19 protein-coding genes are annotated in these 18,536 nt (G+C 69.2%); 9 read left to right on the top strand and 10 right to left on the bottom strand.

Going from position 1 to position 18,536, the window contains the following annotated elements:
- Nucleotides 1-68: 68 nt before the first annotated feature.
- On the top strand, nt 69-914 hold the full coding sequence (locus ZF1_RS29400) for an aldo/keto reductase (RefSeq protein WP_482638952.1): 846 nt from the start codon (nt 69-71) through the stop codon (nt 912-914).
- Nucleotides 915-1,737: 823 nt separating this feature from the next.
- On the opposite strand, the gene ZF1_RS29405 is transcribed toward ZF1_RS29400, so the two are convergent.
- From ZF1_RS29405 to ZF1_RS29415, 3 genes are all read right to left on the bottom strand, one after another.
- Entirely contained in the window at nt 1,738-2,625 is an 888-nt protein-coding gene (locus ZF1_RS29405) for an aminoglycoside phosphotransferase family protein (RefSeq protein ID WP_482638936.1), read from the bottom strand.
- An 89-nt stretch (nt 2,626-2,714) separates the two neighbouring features.
- A complete protein-coding gene (locus ZF1_RS29410; RefSeq protein WP_482638953.1) occupies nt 2,715-3,128 on the bottom strand; it encodes a histone-like nucleoid-structuring protein Lsr2 in 414 nt (137 codons plus the stop codon).
- A gap of 468 nt (nt 3,129-3,596) precedes the next feature.
- Complete coding sequence (locus ZF1_RS29415; RefSeq protein ID WP_482638937.1) at nt 3,597-4,163, bottom strand: Fic/DOC family protein; 567 nt, start codon at nt 4,161-4,163, stop codon at nt 3,597-3,599.
- Between the two features lie 35 nt (nt 4,164-4,198).
- On the opposite strand from ZF1_RS29415, the gene ZF1_RS29420 reads away from it, so the two are divergent.
- The gene (locus ZF1_RS29420) at nt 4,199-5,344 is read left to right on the top strand and encodes an ISAs1 family transposase (protein WP_357441326.1); all 1,146 of its coding nucleotides are present in this window, start codon (nt 4,199-4,201) and stop codon (nt 5,342-5,344) included.
- Here ZF1_RS29420 and ZF1_RS29425 read toward each other — a convergent pair.
- The 4 genes from ZF1_RS29425 to ZF1_RS29440 form a co-directional block, all read right to left on the bottom strand.
- Nucleotides 5,327-5,572 carry a hypothetical protein gene (locus ZF1_RS29425; protein WP_482638938.1) on the bottom strand — a complete coding sequence of 82 codons (246 nt, stop codon included), beginning with the start codon at nt 5,570-5,572 and terminating at the stop codon, nt 5,327-5,329. The two genes, ZF1_RS29420 and ZF1_RS29425, sit on opposite strands and share 18 nt — an antisense overlap.
- A complete protein-coding gene (locus ZF1_RS29430) occupies nt 5,569-5,886 on the bottom strand; it encodes an antitoxin VbhA family protein (RefSeq protein WP_482638939.1) in 318 nt (105 codons plus the stop codon). Before ZF1_RS29430 ends, ZF1_RS29425 begins: the two co-directional genes overlap by 4 nt.
- 130 nt (nt 5,887-6,016) lie before the next feature.
- Nucleotides 6,017-7,090 carry a hypothetical protein gene (locus ZF1_RS29435; protein WP_482638940.1) on the bottom strand — a complete coding sequence of 358 codons (1,074 nt, stop codon included), beginning with the start codon at nt 7,088-7,090 and terminating at the stop codon, nt 6,017-6,019.
- Nucleotides 7,091-7,401: 311 nt separating this feature from the next.
- On the bottom strand, nt 7,402-7,653 hold the full coding sequence (locus ZF1_RS29440) for a hypothetical protein (RefSeq protein WP_482638941.1): 252 nt from the start codon (nt 7,651-7,653) through the stop codon (nt 7,402-7,404).
- Between the two features lie 711 nt (nt 7,654-8,364).
- Here ZF1_RS29440 and ZF1_RS29445 point away from each other — a divergent pair.
- A protein-coding gene (locus ZF1_RS29445; RefSeq protein ID WP_232021061.1) for an IS3 family transposase occupies nt 8,365-9,641 on the top strand; the annotation gives its coding sequence in 2 pieces (ribosomal slippage) (nt 8,365-8,653 and nt 8,653-9,641; 1,278 coding nt in all).
- A 45-nt stretch (nt 9,642-9,686) separates the two neighbouring features.
- Entirely contained in the window at nt 9,687-10,067 is a 381-nt protein-coding gene (locus ZF1_RS29450; RefSeq protein ID WP_482638942.1) for a hypothetical protein, read from the top strand.
- A 217-nt stretch (nt 10,068-10,284) separates the two neighbouring features.
- On the opposite strand, the gene ZF1_RS29455 is transcribed toward ZF1_RS29450, so the two are convergent.
- A complete protein-coding gene (locus ZF1_RS29455; RefSeq protein ID WP_482638954.1) occupies nt 10,285-11,298 on the bottom strand; it encodes a helix-turn-helix transcriptional regulator in 1,014 nt (337 codons plus the stop codon).
- Between the two features lie 230 nt (nt 11,299-11,528).
- Here ZF1_RS29455 and ZF1_RS29460 point away from each other — a divergent pair, with 230 nt between their 5' ends.
- The gene (locus tag ZF1_RS29460) at nt 11,529-12,326 is read left to right on the top strand and encodes a transposase family protein (RefSeq protein WP_379674574.1); all 798 of its coding nucleotides are present in this window, start codon (nt 11,529-11,531) and stop codon (nt 12,324-12,326) included.
- Here ZF1_RS29460 and ZF1_RS29465 read toward each other — a convergent pair.
- Nucleotides 12,299-14,005 carry an AAA family ATPase gene (locus ZF1_RS29465; protein WP_482638943.1) on the bottom strand — a complete coding sequence of 569 codons (1,707 nt, stop codon included), beginning with the start codon at nt 14,003-14,005 and terminating at the stop codon, nt 12,299-12,301. The two genes, ZF1_RS29460 and ZF1_RS29465, sit on opposite strands and share 28 nt — an antisense overlap.
- Here ZF1_RS29465 and ZF1_RS29470 point away from each other — a divergent pair.
- From ZF1_RS29470 to ZF1_RS29485, 4 genes are all read left to right on the top strand, one after another.
- A complete protein-coding gene (locus ZF1_RS29470) occupies nt 13,945-14,115 on the top strand; it encodes a hypothetical protein (protein WP_482638956.1) in 171 nt (56 codons plus the stop codon). The two genes, ZF1_RS29465 and ZF1_RS29470, sit on opposite strands and share 61 nt — an antisense overlap.
- Before the next feature lie 186 nt (nt 14,116-14,301).
- A complete protein-coding gene (gene rfbB, locus ZF1_RS29475; protein ID WP_357439959.1) occupies nt 14,302-15,345 on the top strand; it encodes a dTDP-glucose 4,6-dehydratase in 1,044 nt (347 codons plus the stop codon).
- Nucleotides 15,346-15,445: 100 nt separating this feature from the next.
- Entirely contained in the window at nt 15,446-16,378 is a 933-nt protein-coding gene (locus tag ZF1_RS29480; RefSeq protein ID WP_482638944.1) for an ABC transporter ATP-binding protein, read from the top strand.
- Complete coding sequence (locus tag ZF1_RS29485; protein WP_482638945.1) at nt 16,375-17,214, top strand: hypothetical protein; 840 nt, start codon at nt 16,375-16,377, stop codon at nt 17,212-17,214. The genes ZF1_RS29480 and ZF1_RS29485 overlap by 4 nt, the downstream gene beginning before the upstream one ends.
- A gap of 80 nt (nt 17,215-17,294) precedes the next feature.
- Here ZF1_RS29485 and ZF1_RS29490 read toward each other — a convergent pair.
- On the bottom strand, nt 17,295-18,536 hold a 1,242-nt coding region (locus tag ZF1_RS29490), incomplete at its 5' end, for a carboxylesterase family protein (RefSeq protein WP_482638946.1).

An 18,536-nucleotide genomic window follows, 5' to 3' on the forward strand; every position in this document is an offset into this window, starting at 1 on the left:
AGGAGGACCCCATGACCGCATCACCAGCCCCGGCTGTCCCCACGCTCTCGCTGCACCACGGCGGATCGATGCCGCAGCTCGGTCTCGGTGTCTGGCAGATGTCCGACGCCGAGGCCGAGGCGGCGGTTGGGGTCGCGCTGGAGGCGGGGTACCGACTCGTTGACACCGCGGTCGCCTACCGCAACGAGACCGGGGTGGGTCGAGCGCTGCGCAGCTCCGGGATCCCGCGCGACGAGGTGTTCGTCACCACGAAGCTCTGGATCGACGACTACGGCGTCGACGACGTCCGGCCGGCGGTCGAGGCGAGCCTCGAGCGGCTGGGGCTCGACCGGGTCGATCTGTTCCTGCTGCACTGGCCGGTGCCGACGGAGGGCCGTGCGGCACTGGACGCGTACGGGGTTCTCGCGCAGGCGCACGCGGACGGGCTCGCGTCGGCGATCGGGGTCAGTAACTTCTCGGTCGCCGACCTGGAGCGGCTGCGGGCCGACGGGCACGACGAGCCGTCGGTGAATCAGGTCGAGCTGCATCCCTACTTTCCCCAGCGGAAGCTGCGCGAGTACGCGACCGGTCGGGGGATTGTCGTCCAGTCCTGGTCGCCCATCGGCGGATCGAGCGGTTCCGGCGGGGGATCGGGCATGGGCACAGGCGCAGCGTTGCTGGCCGAGCCGGCCCTGCTGGACCTGGCCGACCGGCTGGGCCGTACGCCAGCGCAGGTGGTCCTGTGCTGGCACGTGCAGCAGGGGCTCGCTGTGATCCCCAAGTCGGTGCGGCCCGACCGCATCAGGGAGAACTTGCGCGTGTTCGACCTCGACCTCGACGAGGCCGCCGTGTCCGTCTTGGACGGCCTGGACTCAGGCCGCCGCGGCGGCCCGGACCCGAGCCGGGTCGGTTTCGACACCTTCCGCCGCAGCTAGCCTGGAGCTAGAGAGGTTCAACGGACGCCCCCGCCCCAGTCATCCGACAGCGGGGCTCGCGGCCTGCCGCCCCGGGTCTCGGTAGTCCGGCCGGCGTTCCGGGCTTGCTGGACTCGCGGCTCCCACAGCGAAGTACCCGTTGACCATCAGCGGAGCCGTCGACGCGGTCACGGCCCTGTCCTGGTCGGTTCGACCGTCGAGCGCCAGCGGCCCGGCGTCGGTGTAGGAGGAGACCATCCCGGGCCAGGCTGAGGTGACGGTGGGGACGGCCCGTCCGGAGTCGCAAGTGATCTACCACACTCGGTGCCGTCGTCGTCGAAGGCGAGGACGGCGTCGGTGGCCCCGGGCCGGATCGTCGGCGACAGGCACTGTGCGGAGATTGCGGTACGGGGTTGGAACGGGACTGGTCCGGAGGTTGTTGTATACCCGGCGATGATCGAGAGTGAGCGCTGGGCGATCAGCCGTCGGAGCCCCAAGAAGCCGTCGTAGGCGCCGTGGCCCGGCACCGGCTACGCCCGGCTGTCCCGCTGCGCCGGGTGGGGTGTTTGTCTCCACGCAACGACTCCTGTCGCGTCTGCTGCGGCGGGCTTAAATTTGCCGTCGATCTTTCGGCTCCGACAACGAAGCCGATAATGAAGATTATGACAGTGCTGACCAGGGCGAGCAGCATCCCGTCGGCGACTACTCGTCCACCTTCGACGTCTTCACCGACAACGTCGTCCTTCAGCTCGGCCGATAACCGAGGTGCCCGCCGACGAGCTGTTCCACCACCATGCCTGTCGGGCGGCGCTTGGACCGGCTGGCTACCTGACGTACGCGAGGCTCAGCCGCCCAGGACCTGCTTGATGACGTAGCGCGCGTTGCCGCAGATGACGGGATTCGTCCCGCGGTAGTACGGCAGCTGGATCAGTGCCATCGACAGTGCCCATCCGCGCCCGCGCTTCCAGGTGTGGTCGTCAACCCCGACGGCATCGCGGAACGTCGGGCGAGCCGCGGCGGGCAACAGGTTCCAGGCAGGGATGAGATCAACCGCCCAGTCCCCCAGCCCCGCAGTGCTGAAGTCGATCACCGCGGCGAGCTGCCCGTCACGGGACAGCAGATTGCTGGGCATGAGGTCGGAGTGGATCCAGCGTGCAGGGGCGCCCGGGCCGGGGACAGCGACCACGGACTCCCAGACCGCGACCACCTCATCGAGATCGAACGACTCGTCGGTGCGGGCCAGCTCCTCGACCGCGGAGCGAGTCTGCGCGTCCTGATCAACCAGTGTCCCGCTGCGGTGCGCCTGCGGTGCGCCAGTCACGTCGACCTTGCGCAGCGCGATGACGAACGCGGCGAGATCCCGGGCAATAGAGTCCGCGTCCGCAACCCGCCCCTCGACCAGGACCTCGCCGTCGATCCACCGGTGGATAGCCCAGTCGAATGGGTAGTCGCCCCCCGGCTGGCCGATCGCGACGACCTCCGGCACCTGGACAGGCGATGCCGAGGCGAGTGCCGGCAGCCACCGCGCCTCGCGGTGCAGACCCCCGACGCCCCCCGCGGTCAGCGGCAGCCGCGCCGACAGCGTCGTCCCGACCCGGAAGATCGCATTCGTCGACCCGCCGGAAACCAGCTGGCGCACCGGGAGGTCGGCCCACTCCGGGAACTGCACTCGGACCAGCTCGCGGACGAGGTCGTCGTCGATATCAACCTCGTCCGTGTGCATCCTGGCCATCGAGCCCCCACCCCAACGTTGCCGATCATCATCGGATAGGTGTAACCACCGATTGCCCGGGCACCGTCGATGTAGGCCGGCGCGCGGATCTATCCGCTGAACTGGGCGGGCTGTGGCCGCTTCGTCGGCGCGGCTTTCTCCGGGGCGGACGGCGAGATGCTCGAGTCGCGGTCACGGTAGGCCTCGACGACCTCGGCAGGAATACGACCCCGCTCGGAGACGGAGTATCCGTTCTCCCGCGCCCACACACGCACCGCCTGGTTGTGGCGCCGAGCCTCGGTCGAGCCCGCCCCCGGGGCAGCCTCGCGACGGCGTGCGCGCCGGCTGCCTCCTGCGGTTCGCGCGGCGGAAACGAACGGGGCGAGCTTGTTCCGGAGCGTTGCGGCGTTGGCCGCTTTGAGGTCGATTTCGAACTGCTTTCCGTCGAGGGTGAAGGCGACGGTCTCATCAGCTGCCGCGCCGTCGAGGTCATCGATCAGCTGTACCGTTTCGATTCGCGCCACTGTGTCATCCTCTGCTGTATTGATGCTTGGTGCCGAGGGTAGTGGATACTCTACGGGAGACATGCCTTCCCCCGGATTAGCGATACTGCGGGCCAGCGTTGTCGTGATGGCCCGGGCGGTGGCGCTTCCCGGGTGATAGGCGAGGTAGGTGGCCAGGATCCGCAGGGCGGTCAGTGCCTCGTTCTCTCGCTCGACCCACTCGCTCCGGCGGGCGCCGCATGCGTTTCGGAACGCTGACTGAAGCTCACGGGACAGGGCGGTTCCTGCCACGATGACGGGGTCTGGCATCACGGTCCTCTCGCACAGCACCGGGGATAAGGCTCAGTGTGCGACAGGGGGCCGACAATTCTGTAGCGCACCAAGTCAGGCGCGGTGGACAACTGACAGGAACGCGTGCCAACCCGGCACAAGCGGCACGGCCCCTCGAGAATTGGGCCGAGGCCGAGGCCGAGGAGGCGGAGGCGCTGCTCAGCTGTCGGTGGATGCCGGCCGTGACCGGGGTAGCTGACGGAGTGGCCTGATGAGGCGGGCGAGCATGGTGTGCAGGGCGGTGGTGTCACCGGCCAGCGAGAGCGCAGAGGCTCGGTTGTTCTCGGCGGGGTCCATCGTGGTCCAGCGCAGCTCGTAGCCGGCGTCGTGGACGAGCTGGGCCAGGAATGCCCGCTGGGTGCGCCCGTTGCCCTCCCGGAACGGGTGCAGGGCGTTGATGTCGCCCAGCAGTTCGGCCAGGCCGGTGACGAAGCCGTCAAAGTCACGCCCGCGCAGCACCTGCTCGGAGTGGAGGCGACCGAAGATGTCGGCGGCGAAGGTCTCGAGGTGTTGAGGGAGGCAGAAAAGCTGCCCCTTGCCGATGGACACGGTGCGCAGCTGCCCGGCCCAGTCGTCAGGGGGTCGGCAAAGTCGCGGTGACTGGGCGCTGAGCTGCGACGACACGCGGCCGTAGGTACGGGTGCGGGCACGGCCCTGACGGTGATCATGGCGGTTCTGACGCCAGCCTTGATCATCGGAAGAGAGCCGTGCCCGCGCCTGCATCATTGTCGATCGCTGCCGTCGCCGACCAGGTGGACGGGGTGGAGTTACCCGATCCGGGCGTGCTGGCCCCGAACCTGGCCGACGCCCTGGGCGAGGTGATCGACCCGCGCCACCGTCGCGGGGTCCGCCACGGGCTGGTCGTGGTGCTGACCGCCGCGGTGTGCGCGGTCGCGGCTGGGGCTCGCTCGTTCGTTGCGGTCGCCGAGTGGGTCACCGACCTGCCGGCCGATGTCGCCGCCGCGCTGAGCGTGGAGCATCGGTGTCCGTCGGAGTCGACGATCCGCCGGATCCTCGGTCAGATCGACGCCGACCGGTTCGACGCGGTGATCGGCGGGTTCGTGCAGCGCCTGTGCGCGTCGAGTGCATCCGTCGGCCGGCGCCGCGTGCTGGCCCTGGACGGCAAGACCGTGCGCGGTTCGCGTGGTGACCATGGCACTGCCCGGCATCTGTTGGCGGTGATCGACCAGCAGACCCGGGCCGTGCTCGGCCAGGTCGAGGTCAGGGACAAGACCAACGAGATCACCGCGTTCGCGCCGCTGCTCGACACTCTGACCGGCCTGGACCTGACCGGGGTGGTCATCACCGCCGATGCACTACACACCCAGCGCGAGCACGTCGCCGACCTGCGCGCCCGGGGCGCGCACTGGGTACTGACGGTGAAGGGCAACCAGCCCCGGCTGCGCCGCCAGCTCGCCGGGCTGCCCTGGCGCGGGAGCGAGCCCGACCATCGCAGCGTGCAGACTGCGCACGGGCGCCGGGAGATCCGCACGATCAAGGTCGTGACCATCGCGGCCGGGATCGAGTTCCCGCACGCCGCCCAGGCGCTGCAGATCACCCGCAAGACCCGCCCCGCGAACACCCGGTCGGGCCGGCGCCCCCGGTGGCGCACCGAGACCGTCTACGCGATCACCGACCTGGGCCCGCACCAGGCCCGCCCCGACGAACTCGCCGCCTGGATCCGCGGCCACTGGCAGATCGAGAACGGACTGCACTGGGTCCGCGACGTCACCTTCGCCGAAGACCTCTCCACGGTCCGCACCGGTGCCGGACCGCAGGTCATGGCCTCACTGCGGAACCTGGTGATCAGCCTGCACCGCCTGGCCGGAGCCACCAACATCGCCGCAGCGCTACGACATCACAGCCGCGACGCCCTTCGTCCACTTCAGCTAATCAAGATCATCTGACTTTGCCGACCCCCTGGCCCAGTCGTAGAGATCGCTGAAGATGTGGTGATGGAAGTCCTGCAGGTGGTCCAGGTCGTAGCGCCCGGGCAGCGGCGCCTGGCGCAGCTCAATCAGGCGTAGCGCGGTGAGCTCGGCCTCGACCTGGGCGAGCTCGGCCGGATCGGTGATCCCCAGCCGGTTCCGAAGGACGCCGGTGTCGAGGTCGAGGTAGGGGTCCGGGCCGGTCAACGGCGGTAGCGGGCCAGGACACGCTCACGAGCCTCGTCGGTACTCAACGAGCCTGTTGCGACACCGTCGAGCAGCGCCAGACCCTCCGCGCTGGGCTCCAGGCCCTCGGCGCGGACCGAGGCGAGGGCCTCGTCGACGTCGGCGCGTCGCTGCGCGGCCCCGATGAGCTGTTCGTAGCGGGCCACCGACATCACCACCGCCTCGGGCTTGCGATGAGCACCGACGAACACCGGCTCGGCCTCGGGCTCCTGCACCCGCTTCAACGTCGCCGCCAACGTCGTACGGAACTCACGAAACGACAACACCTCAGGCACCCACACACCGCCCAGCGTACCCGAACGCGTACACATTCGAGTACGCGCCGCGGACTCGTTGAGGGCTAGTGCAAAGCACAGCGCACTGAGCCCTACGTCGATCTGGACTCCGGCCGTGTAAGCGCATCGATCAGCAGGTCGGCAGATCAAGCATCAGAGAAGCCACCGACAGGTAGAACGGTGCGGGCACCGGCGGGCGACGCAGCCGGGAGACCCGCCCGAGCATCAGGCGGGGCCATCGCGGGGCGTCCCGGACGCCCGTCAGCAGCACCGTGACGCGAGCGGGATTGGCAGGATCGAACGCGAGCCCCGGTCCGTAGGTTCCGCGGGCCATCCAGATTGGAGTACCCGGCGCGTCGGTGTCGAGGAACCGTCGCGGTTGCGACCAGTCCGCGCGGTCGGCGCTGGGGTGAGCCGCTGTGCTCCACCAGAGGCCCTGCGGCGGGAAGCCGCCCGTGTTGTGCAGGTCGGACCCGCGTGCCAGCAGCATCACCCACCGGTCGCCGCGCGGCGCGATCGAGATGTCGAAGAAGCCCTCGTCCGGCCCGGCGAACACGCGCGGCGGTGTCCAACCGGTCAGGCCGTCCTCGCTCTCGACGCATTGCAGCTCGTAGTCGGGGTGCTCGCCGGGACCGATCTCGTGCGGGTTGGCCTGGTACCACATCCGGTAGCGACCCCCGGAATGAACGACGCGCGGTTCGAGCACGCTCCACCGTGGGCCGCTGCCCTCCAGCACCGGCGCTCCGCGCCGCCGCCACTGGCCGTCGATGTGCTCCAGCACGCCGATCGCGTACCTGCTCCCGGGCCCGTAAAGCTTGGCGTTCGCGCGGCCCGAGTAGTAGATCCGAGCGCCGTTGCCCGCAGCCGGCGGGACGTAGCTCGGGGTGTGCATGCCGGCAGCGTCCCAACTGCCCTTCGGCGGGTCGGCGGCCAGCGGTCGGGCCCGGCCCCGAGGGTTGCGGTCGATCCGCCATGGACCGACGGGGCCGGTCGCCTCGTCGACCAGGTGCGCGCGGAACAGGCGGTTGCGGAACGTGGTGGTGAAGCCGCCGACGAACAGGGTCCACCGGTCGTCGACGAGGTGGACGTTCGGGTCACCGGCACCGAGAAGCCCTCGCGGCATCGGACCGTCCAGCATGTCCCACAGCACAATCGGCGCGGGGCTGCCCTGCGATCGCCACAGGTCGGGCTGGTCGACGTTCATAGGTGCGACCTCCTGGCTGGAGACGCGCGGGAGCGCGCTGACTCCCCTGCGGATCAGGTAGGTCGGTTCCCAGAAACTACTGCGGTGTCCGGTTCGGCAGCAACCGGCTCACACGATGCCTACGTTCCTGCGGCTACCTGGACCTTTGCCGCCATTTGCCGCCGCAAGTCCGCCGACATCGGGTGACCACTTCCAATGACGACACGGGGTGCAGGCTGAGAGGAGCTCGCGCGGCACCTCCTCGTCTTGTGGCTACGGGCTACGAAAGGTGACTTGTACATCAGTCGATCTCCCCGTCCCGGAAGCGGACGTCAGTACCGACTTGAGTGCCGGTGTCGCCGTCGGCGAGCTCGGTTGAGGAAGCGCCCCGCCCCGAGCAGCCGGGCGGTGTTGAAGGTGCGCGCGTTCGTCAGCGACGCGGTCAGTCCCAGGGCAGCGACGATCGGGGCGATGACGAACGCCGGGGTGGCGCCGAACTTGTCGGTGAGCAGTCCAGCACCGAACTGGCCCGCGGCGGTGCCGATCGGTCCCCCGGCGCACAACACGGCCATGGCGGTGGCCATGGCCGGCAACGGTGTCTGGGCTTCGGCCAGCGAGTACAAGGTGACCATGTAAGGGCCGACAGCCAGCCCGGCGACCGCGATCGCGACTGGTAGTAGACCGGCCACCGCCCCCCCAGAACAGCAGCATCATGCCGAGCACCAGGGCAAGTGGGAACAGCCAGCGGCGCAGGGCGAGGCTGAACCCCGGAGGCAGCCAGGCACATGCCGCGCCCGCGATCGCGCTCCCGATTCCGAGCTCGGCGAAGTACAGCCCAGCCAGCTGTGGTGTGCCCTGTGCAGCGGCGTACGCGGTGACGCTGGTCTGCACCACCCCGAAGATGACCCCGACGCTGATCATCGCGACGGTCAGCGTCACCAGGGACGGCCAGTGCAGTCTGGCTCCCGCCCGGCCTGCGGCCGAGCTCGGGACCGGCCCGGCGACTGCGGACGACGTACCTGTCGCTGGCCCGCTGGGGCCGGCTTTGGGGGTGGCATCCTCGCTCGACAGGTCTGCGTAGTGGCGAGCGAGCGGCGCGGCGGCGACCACGAGCAGGACAGCGGCGCCCAGTAGCGGGCCTGCGTGCGGGAATCCCCACGCGACGGTAGGAATCAGCAGAAGGAGACCAACCAGCGCGGTGCCGAGCACGAAGCTGGCCTCGTCAGCGGCTCCCTCGTACGACATTGAACCGCCCCGGCGTGTCGGGAGACTTGATCTTCTGAGGAGATGGAGTCATGACACGTCGTTCCCAGCCGCCGTATCCGCCGGAGTTGCGTGAGCGGGCGGTGCGCATGGTCGCCGAGGTCGAGTCGGACTACGACTCGCCGTGGGCGGCGATGAACGCCGTCGCCACCAAGCTCGGGGTCGGCACCGGGGAGACGGTGCGCAAGTGGGTCCGTCAAGCCGAGATCGACGGTGGTGTCCGGCCGGGCACCACCACTGAGGAGTCCGAGGAGGTCAAGCGGCTGCGCCGGGAGGTCGCGGAGCTCAAGCGGGCCAACGAGATCCTCAAGGCTGCTTCGGCTTTCTTCGCGGCCGAGATCGACCGGCCACACAAGCGTTGGTGAGGTTCATCGACCAGCACGCCGCCCGCTCCACGGTGGGACGACGGTGGGGTGTCGCGTCGATCTGCGCCCAGCTCGCCGAGCTGGGCGTGGCGATCGCCCCGTCGACCTACTACGCCGCCCGCGCCGCGGCGTTGAGGGCCCCGAGCAGACAGCAGGTGCGTGACGAGGAACTGACCGCTCAGATCAGCAGGGTGTATGCCGAGAACTATGGCGTCTACGGCGCTCGGAAGGTCTGGATCCAGCTGGGCCGCGAGGGCATCGACGTCGCCCGATGCACGGTCGAGCGGCTGATGCGCGCGGCGGGGCTGGCCGGGGTCCGCCGCGGACGCCGGGTCCGCACCACGATCGACGGTGGTGGGCCGCGGGCCGGTGACCTGGTCGAGCGCCGGTTCGACCGGCCGGCCCCGGACCAGCTCTGGGTTACTGACTTCACCTACGTGCCGACGTGGTCGGGGATGGTCTACGTCGCCTTCGTCATCGATGCCTGTTCGCGGCGGATCCTGGGCTGGCGCGCGGCCACGTCGATGCGTACCGAGCTGGTGCTCGATGCCCTCGAACACGCGGTATGGACTCGCGCCCGACAGGGCCATAAGGACCTGTCCGGGCTGGTCGCACACTCGGATGCGGGGTCGCAATATCGGTCCATCGCCTACACCGAACGACTCGCCGCGGCCGGCGCGGCGCCCTCGGTCGGGTCGGTGGGCGACGCGTATGACAACGCGTTGGCGGAGTCGACGATCGGGCTGTTCAAGACCGAGCTGATCAAGCCGAGAGGTCCGTGGCGCACGGTCGAGCAGGTCGAGATCGCCACCCTCGAGTACGTCGACTGGTTCAACCACCGACGGCTGCACTCCGCTGCCGCGGACCTGCCCCCGGCCGAGCTGGAGGCCGCGCACTACCGTCAACACATCGGCCAGCCCGAGTCAGAGCACTCAACCCGATAGCTCTCCGGACACGCCGGGGCGGTTCAACATCGCGGTCCGGACGAGGTGAGTGTCGCCGCCGCGAAGATGCCCGGACCAGTGCACTCGGACCAGGGGGCCAACCTGGGGTTGCGTCAGCCCGACAAGGACCGCCGCAACAACGATGATGACCGGTCCGGCACCGCGGCTGGCGAGCACCAGCAGCAGGATGGCAGCTGCGTTGAGCAGCGCAGCCCAGAACCCGATCCGGCGCGGCGGGACCTAGCGAGCCACCGCGCCTACGCACAGGCCGCCCAGAGCGATCGCGATGCTCTGCGCTCCCGCTGCGAACCCGGCGAAGGCGAAACTGCCGGAACTGGCCTGCAGCAGCACGATCGTGCCCAGAGGCACGACTGCGTACGGGAGGCGCCCGATGAGACCAAGGGCAAGGAAACTCGGGCGCGTTGAACGGAAGAATCGACGGTAGGACATCGGCGTCTCCTGGCCACAGCGAAGAGACGCGCCTACCCAGCCACCGGACGCGTGCCGTTCCCCGATTCTGCCTGGAACGCTACCGTCAGACGGCCGACCCCGATCATGATGTGCGGAAAGTGTCGACGTTGACTGATAGCTAGGGGACCGGAATTCCAGCTACTTGTATCCGAGAGTCACGGGGCAATCAGTCTCAGACGACTACGCCTCGCAACTCAGAGCGGCTGCGGATGGCCAGCTTGCGGTATGAGCGGGTAAGGTGCTGCTCGACTGTGCTGACCGTGATGTAGAGGCTACGGCTGATCTCTCGGTTGCTCAGGCCGTCCGCAGCCATCTTTGCGACTCTTGACTCCGCGTCGCTGAGCGCTGTACGGGCAAACTCTCGGGTGCTCAGGTCCGATGCAGGAAAAAAGTGAGGCATGGGATCAGCTGTAGACGGCGCGCCTTCTAGCCAGCTACGGCCCAGGGCCTCGATCTCGCAATCGCGGGCGATTCCCAACGCTTCAACCGCCATGGCCGATGCGATGGCTCCCTCCCCGTTCGAATAGTGTTCCACGGATAAGGCCGCGAGTGCCCGACACCGGGTCAACTGATCACCGCAGGCAGCGGCGCTGTCCGCCGCCTCCCGCAGTGATACCAAGCGCTCTCCCCCATCACGGCACATTGCATAGAGCAACAGACTGCGCGACTGCACATGTCCGACGTCGCTCGTAGGCCGAGTACTCTGTAGGGCTATCAGCTGTTGCACCCGATCAGTTTCGCCGAGGGCGAGGTGCGCCTCAGCGAGATCGTTCCGCCACGGGATAAGCGCAGGGAGGTCTACCTTCCATCGGATCGCGAGCATCCCGCACGCTTCGATTTCCGCCAGTGCTGTCCTCGGCCGCCCGGCAGCGAGATGCGCCGCCCCTCTGGCTCTTAGGTAGGACAGCCAGTGCCACGTTCGGCGCGCGGCGTCGGGGATCGCCACCTGCAGAATGTCGGCTGGCGACGTACTTGGGGAGTGAAGAACGGTTGCTACCGCGGAGAGGGCCAGCGGCGCCGGGAGTGTGGTGCCCCAACACGCAGGAGGTAGTGCTTCCAACGCGTCGTGGGCGTGGCGCCATGCCTCGCCACCCTGTCCACGGAACAGTGCGATCTCTGCCTTGACGCACGTGAGCACAGCCGATGCGCGCGTGGAACCGGTAGCCACAGCGTCTTCGTACAGCATCTCGCACCACTGGACTGCTTCGTCCACGTCACCGAGCCTCAGCAACACCCCCACGGCGAGTGCATCGTGCTCGACCGGCCCTCGCCTCAGACGCGACCGGCGCAGTGAGCCTTTGCCAACCTGCTGGATGAGCAGGTCAGCGGGCTGCGGCGTGTCGTGGCCTCGAATGGGTGAAGCTCCTGGTAGACGGGCGATTGACTAGATCAACACGTCCTACCAGGAGCTTCAAGGTGTTGTCCTACCCGTCTGGGATGACCGTGTCCAGCCGCGCGCTCAACCTGCTCGCCGATCTCCTGCGCGGACACCGCGCCGCCCGTGGAACCCGGTGGCGCAAGCTCGCCGCCGGCCGCCAGGCGCTGCTGGTGGTCGCGCACCTGCGCAAGAACGACACCTACGCCGAGTTGGCCTGCGGGTTCGGGGTCGGCACCTCCACGGTCTACCGCTACATCCAGGAGGGGATCGAGCTGCTCGCCGCGAAGGCCCCCACCCTGGAACAAGCCATCGAGGTCGCGAAACGGAAGGCGTTCGTGATCCTCGACGGCACCCTGTTGCGCATCGACCGGGTCGGGATGGCATCGGGCTACGACCGGGCGTTCTACTCTGGAAAGCACAAGGCCCACGGGCTGAACGTGCAGGTCATCGCGGACCCGGTCGGCCGCCTGGTGTGGATCTCCCCGCCGATGCCGGGCGCGCGGCACGACATGGGCGCAGCCCGCGAGCACGGGATCATCGACGCCCTGGCCGAGCATGAGATCCCCGCCGCGGCCGACACCGCCTACCAAGGCGCCGGTCCTACGGTCGCCGTGCCGCAGCGGCGTCGACGTAAGGACCCCGACACCGGCCGTTTCCGGAAGCTGTCGCGACACCAGAAGGACGTGAACACCGCCCACGCCCACCGTCGCGGACCGGGTGAGCGGGTCAACGCCGAGCTGAAGAACTGGCGAGTCCTGCGCAAGATCCGGTCCAGCCCGAACACCGCCGACAGGCTCATCGCCGCAGTTCAGACCCTCATGATCGCCAGCGCGTGATCAGGTTGGCAAAGGCTCAGTATCGCGGCTGCATTGGAGCGCATCTTCTGGGGCACACCGTCCCAAGACAGCTTTGACGAGCTGCGCAGTTCCGTCCCGGGGTGGATCCACCGCGACCAGTAGCGGGTACCAAGCAGCTGGGGTTCCGGGCCGGTGGCCGAATGGACGGCTGACTCCAGCGTTCTGTGTGTTCGATGAGCCTCGACCTCATAACCGTGCCACAGTTGGAACCGGAACAACTGCGCCAGCTCGTCCGTGCCAAGATCTCCCGTGTCGAACGCGCCGTGCAGCTCGGGGAGCAGCCTGATCATCTGAGACGGCGAGGTATCGAACAGGACAGTCGCCAGTGCCGTCAGCACGGCGATACGATCGCGCGCGCAATCGACTCCGGTCAGGGCCGTCTCGAGCATTGTCGCCGCAGCCGCGGGGCGGCCCGCGGCGCGCTCTACGTCGGCCGCTGCACGTAGGACCGGGACGGCCCACGCCTCGCATGGCACGCCCCCCGCGAGGACGCGTTCGGCGATCTCCAGCGGCGAGGCTCCGTCCTGGAACAGTACCATCGCCGCGCGGCGCTGGAACTTCTCGAAGTCCCCAGGGGGCAGATCGTCGAGGACGGTAGTTCGGCCGGCGTCGATGAGGAACCTGCACTCTTGAAGCACACCCATCCGTGACAGGCAGGTAAGCGCGGCGTTGATCGCCTCCGTAGGTCGGTCGATGAGCCGTCTGATCCGAGCAGGGCTGGCGAGGCATCCCAGAGTCGCCGCCGCACGGGCCACCTCGAGCACGATGGGATCCCCGCGGTGAACACACGTCAGTAGGGCGTCCCGGAAATCATTCCTCGCCGTTATGCCCGTCGGCAGTCCCTGTCCTCGATCCTGGTCAGCGATGAGCGCACGGACCAACCGCGGATTTCCTGCGGTGGCGCGGTGGAACTCGATCGCGTACGAGCAGGCGTACTCCGAGTCCCGCTCCTTTGTGAGCAGCTCGTGGACTCCCGCTAGAGTGAGTGATGCGATGCGGACTCGGTGAGACTCGCTGAGCCGGGAGAACTCGCCGCGCAGAGCGGTAAACTCGGGATCTGGGGGATCGACCTCAGAAATCACGACCATCACCGCCGACGAGACGATTCTCCGCTGTATGTAACGCAGCACCAACAGGCTGACCTCGTCCGCCTGCTCGACGTCGTCGATGACCAGCACGACAGGATTGCGACTCGCAAGTTCTGCTAGAGCGAACGCGACCTCGCGCGCTGTATGGATCAGTTCCGGGCGCAGCACGGAGTTCACACCCGGATCGGCGCCTCGGCCGTCGCCCATGAACCTCGTCGCCGCATCACGAGCGGTTCGCGGGATTGCCGGGTCGCTCATCAGCTGACAGAGCAGACCACCCGCGATGTCGCGTTCAAAACGTGATCCGTTGGCGGTCAACACGAGCCCGTTCCGTCGCGCGACGTGGTCGGTGAAGCTATGCAGCAAAGCCGTTCGACCGCTCGACTCGGGCCCACTTACCATCACGAGCTGGCCTATTGCGTGCGTCGATACCCTATCGAACACTGTGGACAGTTGAGATAAGGCTTTGCTTCGTTCGGCAAGCAGCAATACCTTCGCCCCCCCGGCGCATGAACTGGAGCTTCCCGAACGCCAGCGAGTTCGACGTTCAGGGAAGCGCCTTGCGGTCAAGACTATCGGAGCTGTTTCACTCGATCAAGTTAAATCCGTGCGGCGGGTTTGAAGCTGAGATGGCGCAGACAAAGACGCCGATGAACAAGAAGAATATGGACAAGTCATGACGTGTGTCATGTCCAGCTCTGTGGGTGAGCTGCTACCCGAGCGGCTCGACAGCGCGTCATATAGTTGCTTCATGCAACAGTCGGCTGTCCGGGCACCCGCATCTTTGCCGCGATTAGGGGTGTCCTGGGGTGTTCGACGAACCTCGTCCGTGGGACATTATCGTTCGGATCACTACCGGAGGAGCTATGACTACAGTTCTAGTGACTGGTGCTGCTGGGTTCATCGGATCGAATTTCGTTCGTTACTGGAGACGCATTCATTCGGCGGACCGAATTGTCGCCCTTGATCTCCTGACCTATGCAGGTGTGCGCTCCAACATCGAAGCCATCAGCGATGTCGAGTTCGTACACGGTTCGATCGCGGATGCGCCGCTCGTCTGCGACCTGCTGCGCCGGCACGGCGTCGACGTGATCGTCAACTTCGCGGCCGAGTCCCATAATAGTCTCGCGGTCCTGCGCCCCGGAGACTTTTTCGACACCAACGTCGTCGGGACCCAGCGGCTGCTGGAATCGGCGCGGACGGTCGGGGTGGGCCGCTTCCACCACATCTCGACCTGCGAAGTATACGGCGACCTGCCCCTCGACGCCGACGCCTCCGCCGCCTTCACCGAGGCGTCGCCCTACCGCCCGCAGACCCCGTACAACGCGTCCAAGGCGGGTGCGGACCATGCCGTGCGCGCTTACTCCGAGACCTACGACCTCCCGGTCACCATCACGAACTGCGCCAACAACTACGGACCGTTCCAGTTCCCAGAGAAGGTGATCCCGCTCTTCACGACGCGTGCCTTGGACGGACGTCCGCTGCCGCTCTACTCGTCCGCGGCGAACCGGCGCGAGTGGCTGCACGTGGACGACCACGCGGCGGCGATCGACGTCGTCCTGCACCACGGCGTCACCGGCGAGACCTACAACGTCGGCAGCGGCACCGAGGTCGACGTCACCGGCGTCGCCGACGCCGTGCTCGCGGCCCTCGGGCTCGGCCCGGACCTCAAGACCACGGTCCCGGACCGGCCCGGCCACGACCGCCGGTACCTGCTCGACTCCGGACGGCTGCGCCGCGAGCTGGGCTGGCGGCCGCGCGTCGCGTGGTCCGAGGGCATCGTCGACACCGTCGAGTGGTACCGGCGCCACCCGGACTGGTGGCGTCCGTTGCTCGGGCGCGCACCCGTCGTCGAAGGTGCGGAGGCGGTCTGGGACCGGGAGCCGCCGACGGCCGCGGCCAGCTCCTGACATCCGTCACTCCCGGCCCGTGACGAACACCGGCGGTTCTCCGACCGGCGTCCGGCCAGGCTGGAGCCATGATCGCCACAGGGAGAGCGGGGGCCGAACGATGATCGAGGTCGGCGGGCTGACCAAGCGCTACGGGGACGTCACCGCGGTCGAGGACCTCTCGTTCTCGGTGGTCCCGGGACACATCACCGGGTTCCTCGGGCCGAACGGTGCCGGCAAGTCCACGACGATGCGGATGATCCTCGGGCTGGACCGGCCGACCGCGGGTCACGCCCGGGTCGGGGGCCGGGACTACCGCCGCCTTCCCGCGCCCCTGCACGAGGTCGGGGCGCTGCTGGACCCGACGGCGCTGCACAGGGGCCGTTCCGCCCGCGCGCACCTGCGCTGGCAGGCCGAGGCCGGCGGGATCTCCCGCGGCCGGGTCGACGAGGTGCTCGGGCTGGTGGGGCTGGACAACGCCGCGGACCGGCTGGTCGGTGCCCTGTCGCTGGGCATGCGCCAGCGGCTCGGGCTCGCCGGCGCGCTGCTGGGCGACCCCGGGGTCCTCATGCTCGACGAGCCGCTGAACGGGCTCGACCCCGAGGGCATCGTCTGGGTCCGGACGCTGCTGCAGTCGCTGGCGGCCGAGGGGCGCACGGTGTTCCTGTCCAGCCACCTCATGAACGAGATGGAGGCGACCGCCGACCACGTCCTGGTGATCGGCGGCGGCCGGATGATCACCGACATGAGCATCGACGACCTGGTGCGCTCCGGCGCGGGCGCCCGGGTGACGGTCTCCTCACCACGGGCCGACCAGCTGTCCGGGGAGCTGCTGCGGCTCGGGGCCACCGTCACCGAGCGCGACGGGGAGCGGTTCACCGTCACCGGCCTCGACGCCGCGGACATCGGCGGGCTCGCCGCGCAGCACGGTCTGCCCCTGCACGAGCTGACCCCGTGGCGTCCCAGCCTGGAGGACGCCTTCATGACCCTCACCCGCGACCGCGGCCGGCACCGCGGCGCCGACCTGTCCCGCGCGAAGGAGAACACCCGATGACCGACACCCGATCCGACGCCGGCGCGCGCCGACAGCGGGACCGGCCCGTGCGGGGCGCCCAGGTCGGTTTCACCCGCACCGTCCGCTCGGAGTTCCTCAAGCTGTGGACGCTGCAGGCGACGCGGCGCCTGTTCTGGGCCGCTCTGATCATCGCCGCCTTCACCGCCGTGCTGCTCTGCTTCACCATCGGGCCGACCACCGGCATCGGGCTGGAGGACCGCGCGCCGGAGGACATCGTCAGCACCAGCCTGCTCGGCACAGACGCCGCCGCCCTGGTGCTGATGCTGACCGCCGCCGGCACGGTCGGGTCGGAGTACGCGACCGGGATGATGCGCTCGACGCTGACCGTCACGCCCCGGCGCACCCGGTTCCTGCTGGCCAAGGCGCTGACGGTGCTGCTGTCGACGCTCGCGGTCGGGCTCGTCGCGGGTGCGGTGTCGGTGCTGGCCGGGCAGGGCGTGCTGCTGGCCGTCGGCCTCCCGACCGTCGACGCCGACCTCGACATGGTCCGGATGGCCGTCGGCGCCGCCACCATCGCCCCGTTCTACGCGGTGTTCGCCACCGCCTTCTCGTTCGTGTTCCGCAACACCGCGGGCGGGGTCACCGCGGCCGTCGCGCTGCTGTTCCTCCCGACGGTGATCAGCTGGCTCCCGGACTGGTACCAGGCCAACGTGCTGCCCTTCACCCCGGGCGAGTCGATCCACATCCTGGCCGGGCTCACCCGGCCCGGGTTCGTGTCCTACGTCCACCCGCTGATCGCCGGCGGCACGCTGGTGGTGTGGCTGGCCGCGGCGCTGGCGGTGGCCGCGGTGGTGCTGGAGCGACGCGACGTGTGACCGCCGGGCGGCCGCCGGCCGCGGCGGAGCACCAGGGCCGGTCCCGGGCGGGGCCGGCCCTCGTGCTCCGCGGTGCGGGGTCAGCCCCCGGCGACGGTCCCCGGCACACCGGCCCAGAACTCGAGCCGGTGCTCGGCCGGGTAGTCGGTCGGCCCGGCGTCCGGGTCGGTGCCGAGGGTCTGCACGTGCCCGCCGTCCGGGCCGAACGGCGGCCACGGTGCGTCCGGCGTCGCCGGCGAGCCCGTGCGGGCGAACGCCGCCCAGTGCCGCACCATCCGGTCGGCCAGCGCGCGGCTGTCCGGGCGCAGGTCGCCGTACGGGGCGCCGCCCGCCTCGTCGAACAGGTAGAAGACCTCCGCCGAGTGGTAGGCGCCCGGCTCGACACCGGGCCCGAAGCCGACGACCGGTGGGGCGCCGCGGTCGGCGAACTCGAAGGCCCAGGTCGGGGTGACCGCCGCCAGGGCCCGGTTCTGGGCGTCGGTGGCGGTGGCCCAGACCCGGTCGGTCAGCACCGTCGCCCAGGCCAGGCTCGGCGTGGCGTGGTCGGTGAGCGGGTAGCGCGCCGCGACGTCCCCGGCCCGGTCGCCGAACGCGCGGCGGAGCAGGTCGGGGTACTGCTGCGCGGTCACCGGGTTGCCGGTGCCGTCGAAGAACGCGGCGACGTAGAGCCGGTGCTCGTCGCGGGTGGCGCCGGACAGCACCGGAACCCGGTGCACCCGGCCGGCCCGCAGCTGGACGGCCGGGTCGGCCGGCAGGGTCGGGTTGCCCCAGGCGAAGCGCGAGAACTGCGCCGACATCGGCAGCAGCTCGGCCACCGGGCGCGCGCGCAGGCAGGCGAGGGCGTCCGGGCCGGGCGGGCAGCCGAGCGCGCGGGCGACGCCGTCGCCGAGCTCACCGAGCTCGTCCTGCCCGATCCACAGCGACGGCAGTGCCGGCGTTCCCGGCATCACGGTGTCGGGCGGGTAGGTCTGCAGGGCCAGCCCGCTCTGCAGCACGACCCGGTCGAACAGCCCCGCGGCCGGCGGCGACACCAGGTGCGCGCTCGCCGACAGCGCGCCGTAGGACTCGCCGAACAGGGTGACCGAACCCGGGTCGCCGCCGAAGGCGGCGATGTTCTCGCGGACCCACCGCAACGCGGCCTGCTGGTCGAGCAGGCCGAACGAGCCGCCGTCGGCGAGACCGGGCAGGCCGAACCCGCCCAGGATGCCCAGCCGGTAGTTGACGGTGACCACGACGACGTCGCCGTCGGTGGCCAGCCGGCGGGCGTCGAACAGGCTCGCCGCCCCGTTCGTACCGCTGCCCCCGTGGATCCACACCATCAC

The sequence above is a fragment of the Pseudonocardia sp. ZF1 genome (assembly GCF_056835605.1).

Bases quoted from the DNA above. Each gene is read 5' to 3' on its own strand.
- rfbB (WP_357439959.1), top strand. From the start codon at position 14,302: ATGACTACAGTTCTAGTGACTGGTGCTGCTGGGTTCATCGGATCGAAT.
- ZF1_RS29415 (WP_482638937.1), bottom strand. From the start codon at position 4,163: ATGATGCAGGCGCGGGCACGGCTCTCTTCCGATGATCAAGGCTGGCGT.
- ZF1_RS29435 (WP_482638940.1), bottom strand. From the start codon at position 7,090: ATGAACGTCGACCAGCCCGACCTGTGGCGATCGCAGGGCAGCCCCGCG.
- ZF1_RS29470 (WP_482638956.1), top strand. From the start codon at position 13,945: ATGAACTGGAGCTTCCCGAACGCCAGCGAGTTCGACGTTCAGGGAAGC.
- ZF1_RS29405 (WP_482638936.1), bottom strand. From the start codon at position 2,625: ATGGCCAGGATGCACACGGACGAGGTTGATATCGACGACGACCTCGTC.
- ZF1_RS29400 (WP_482638952.1), top strand. From the start codon at position 69: ATGCCGCAGCTCGGTCTCGGTGTCTGGCAGATGTCCGACGCCGAGGCC.
- ZF1_RS29485 (WP_482638945.1), top strand. From the start codon at position 16,375: ATGACCGACACCCGATCCGACGCCGGCGCGCGCCGACAGCGGGACCGG.
- ZF1_RS29440 (WP_482638941.1), bottom strand. From the start codon at position 7,653: ATGGCCACCGCCATGGCCGTGTTGTGCGCCGGGGGACCGATCGGCACC.
- ZF1_RS29455 (WP_482638954.1), bottom strand. From the start codon at position 11,298: ATGCTGTACGAAGACGCTGTGGCTACCGGTTCCACGCGCGCATCGGCT.
- ZF1_RS29480 (WP_482638944.1), top strand. From the start codon at position 15,446: ATGATCGAGGTCGGCGGGCTGACCAAGCGCTACGGGGACGTCACCGCG.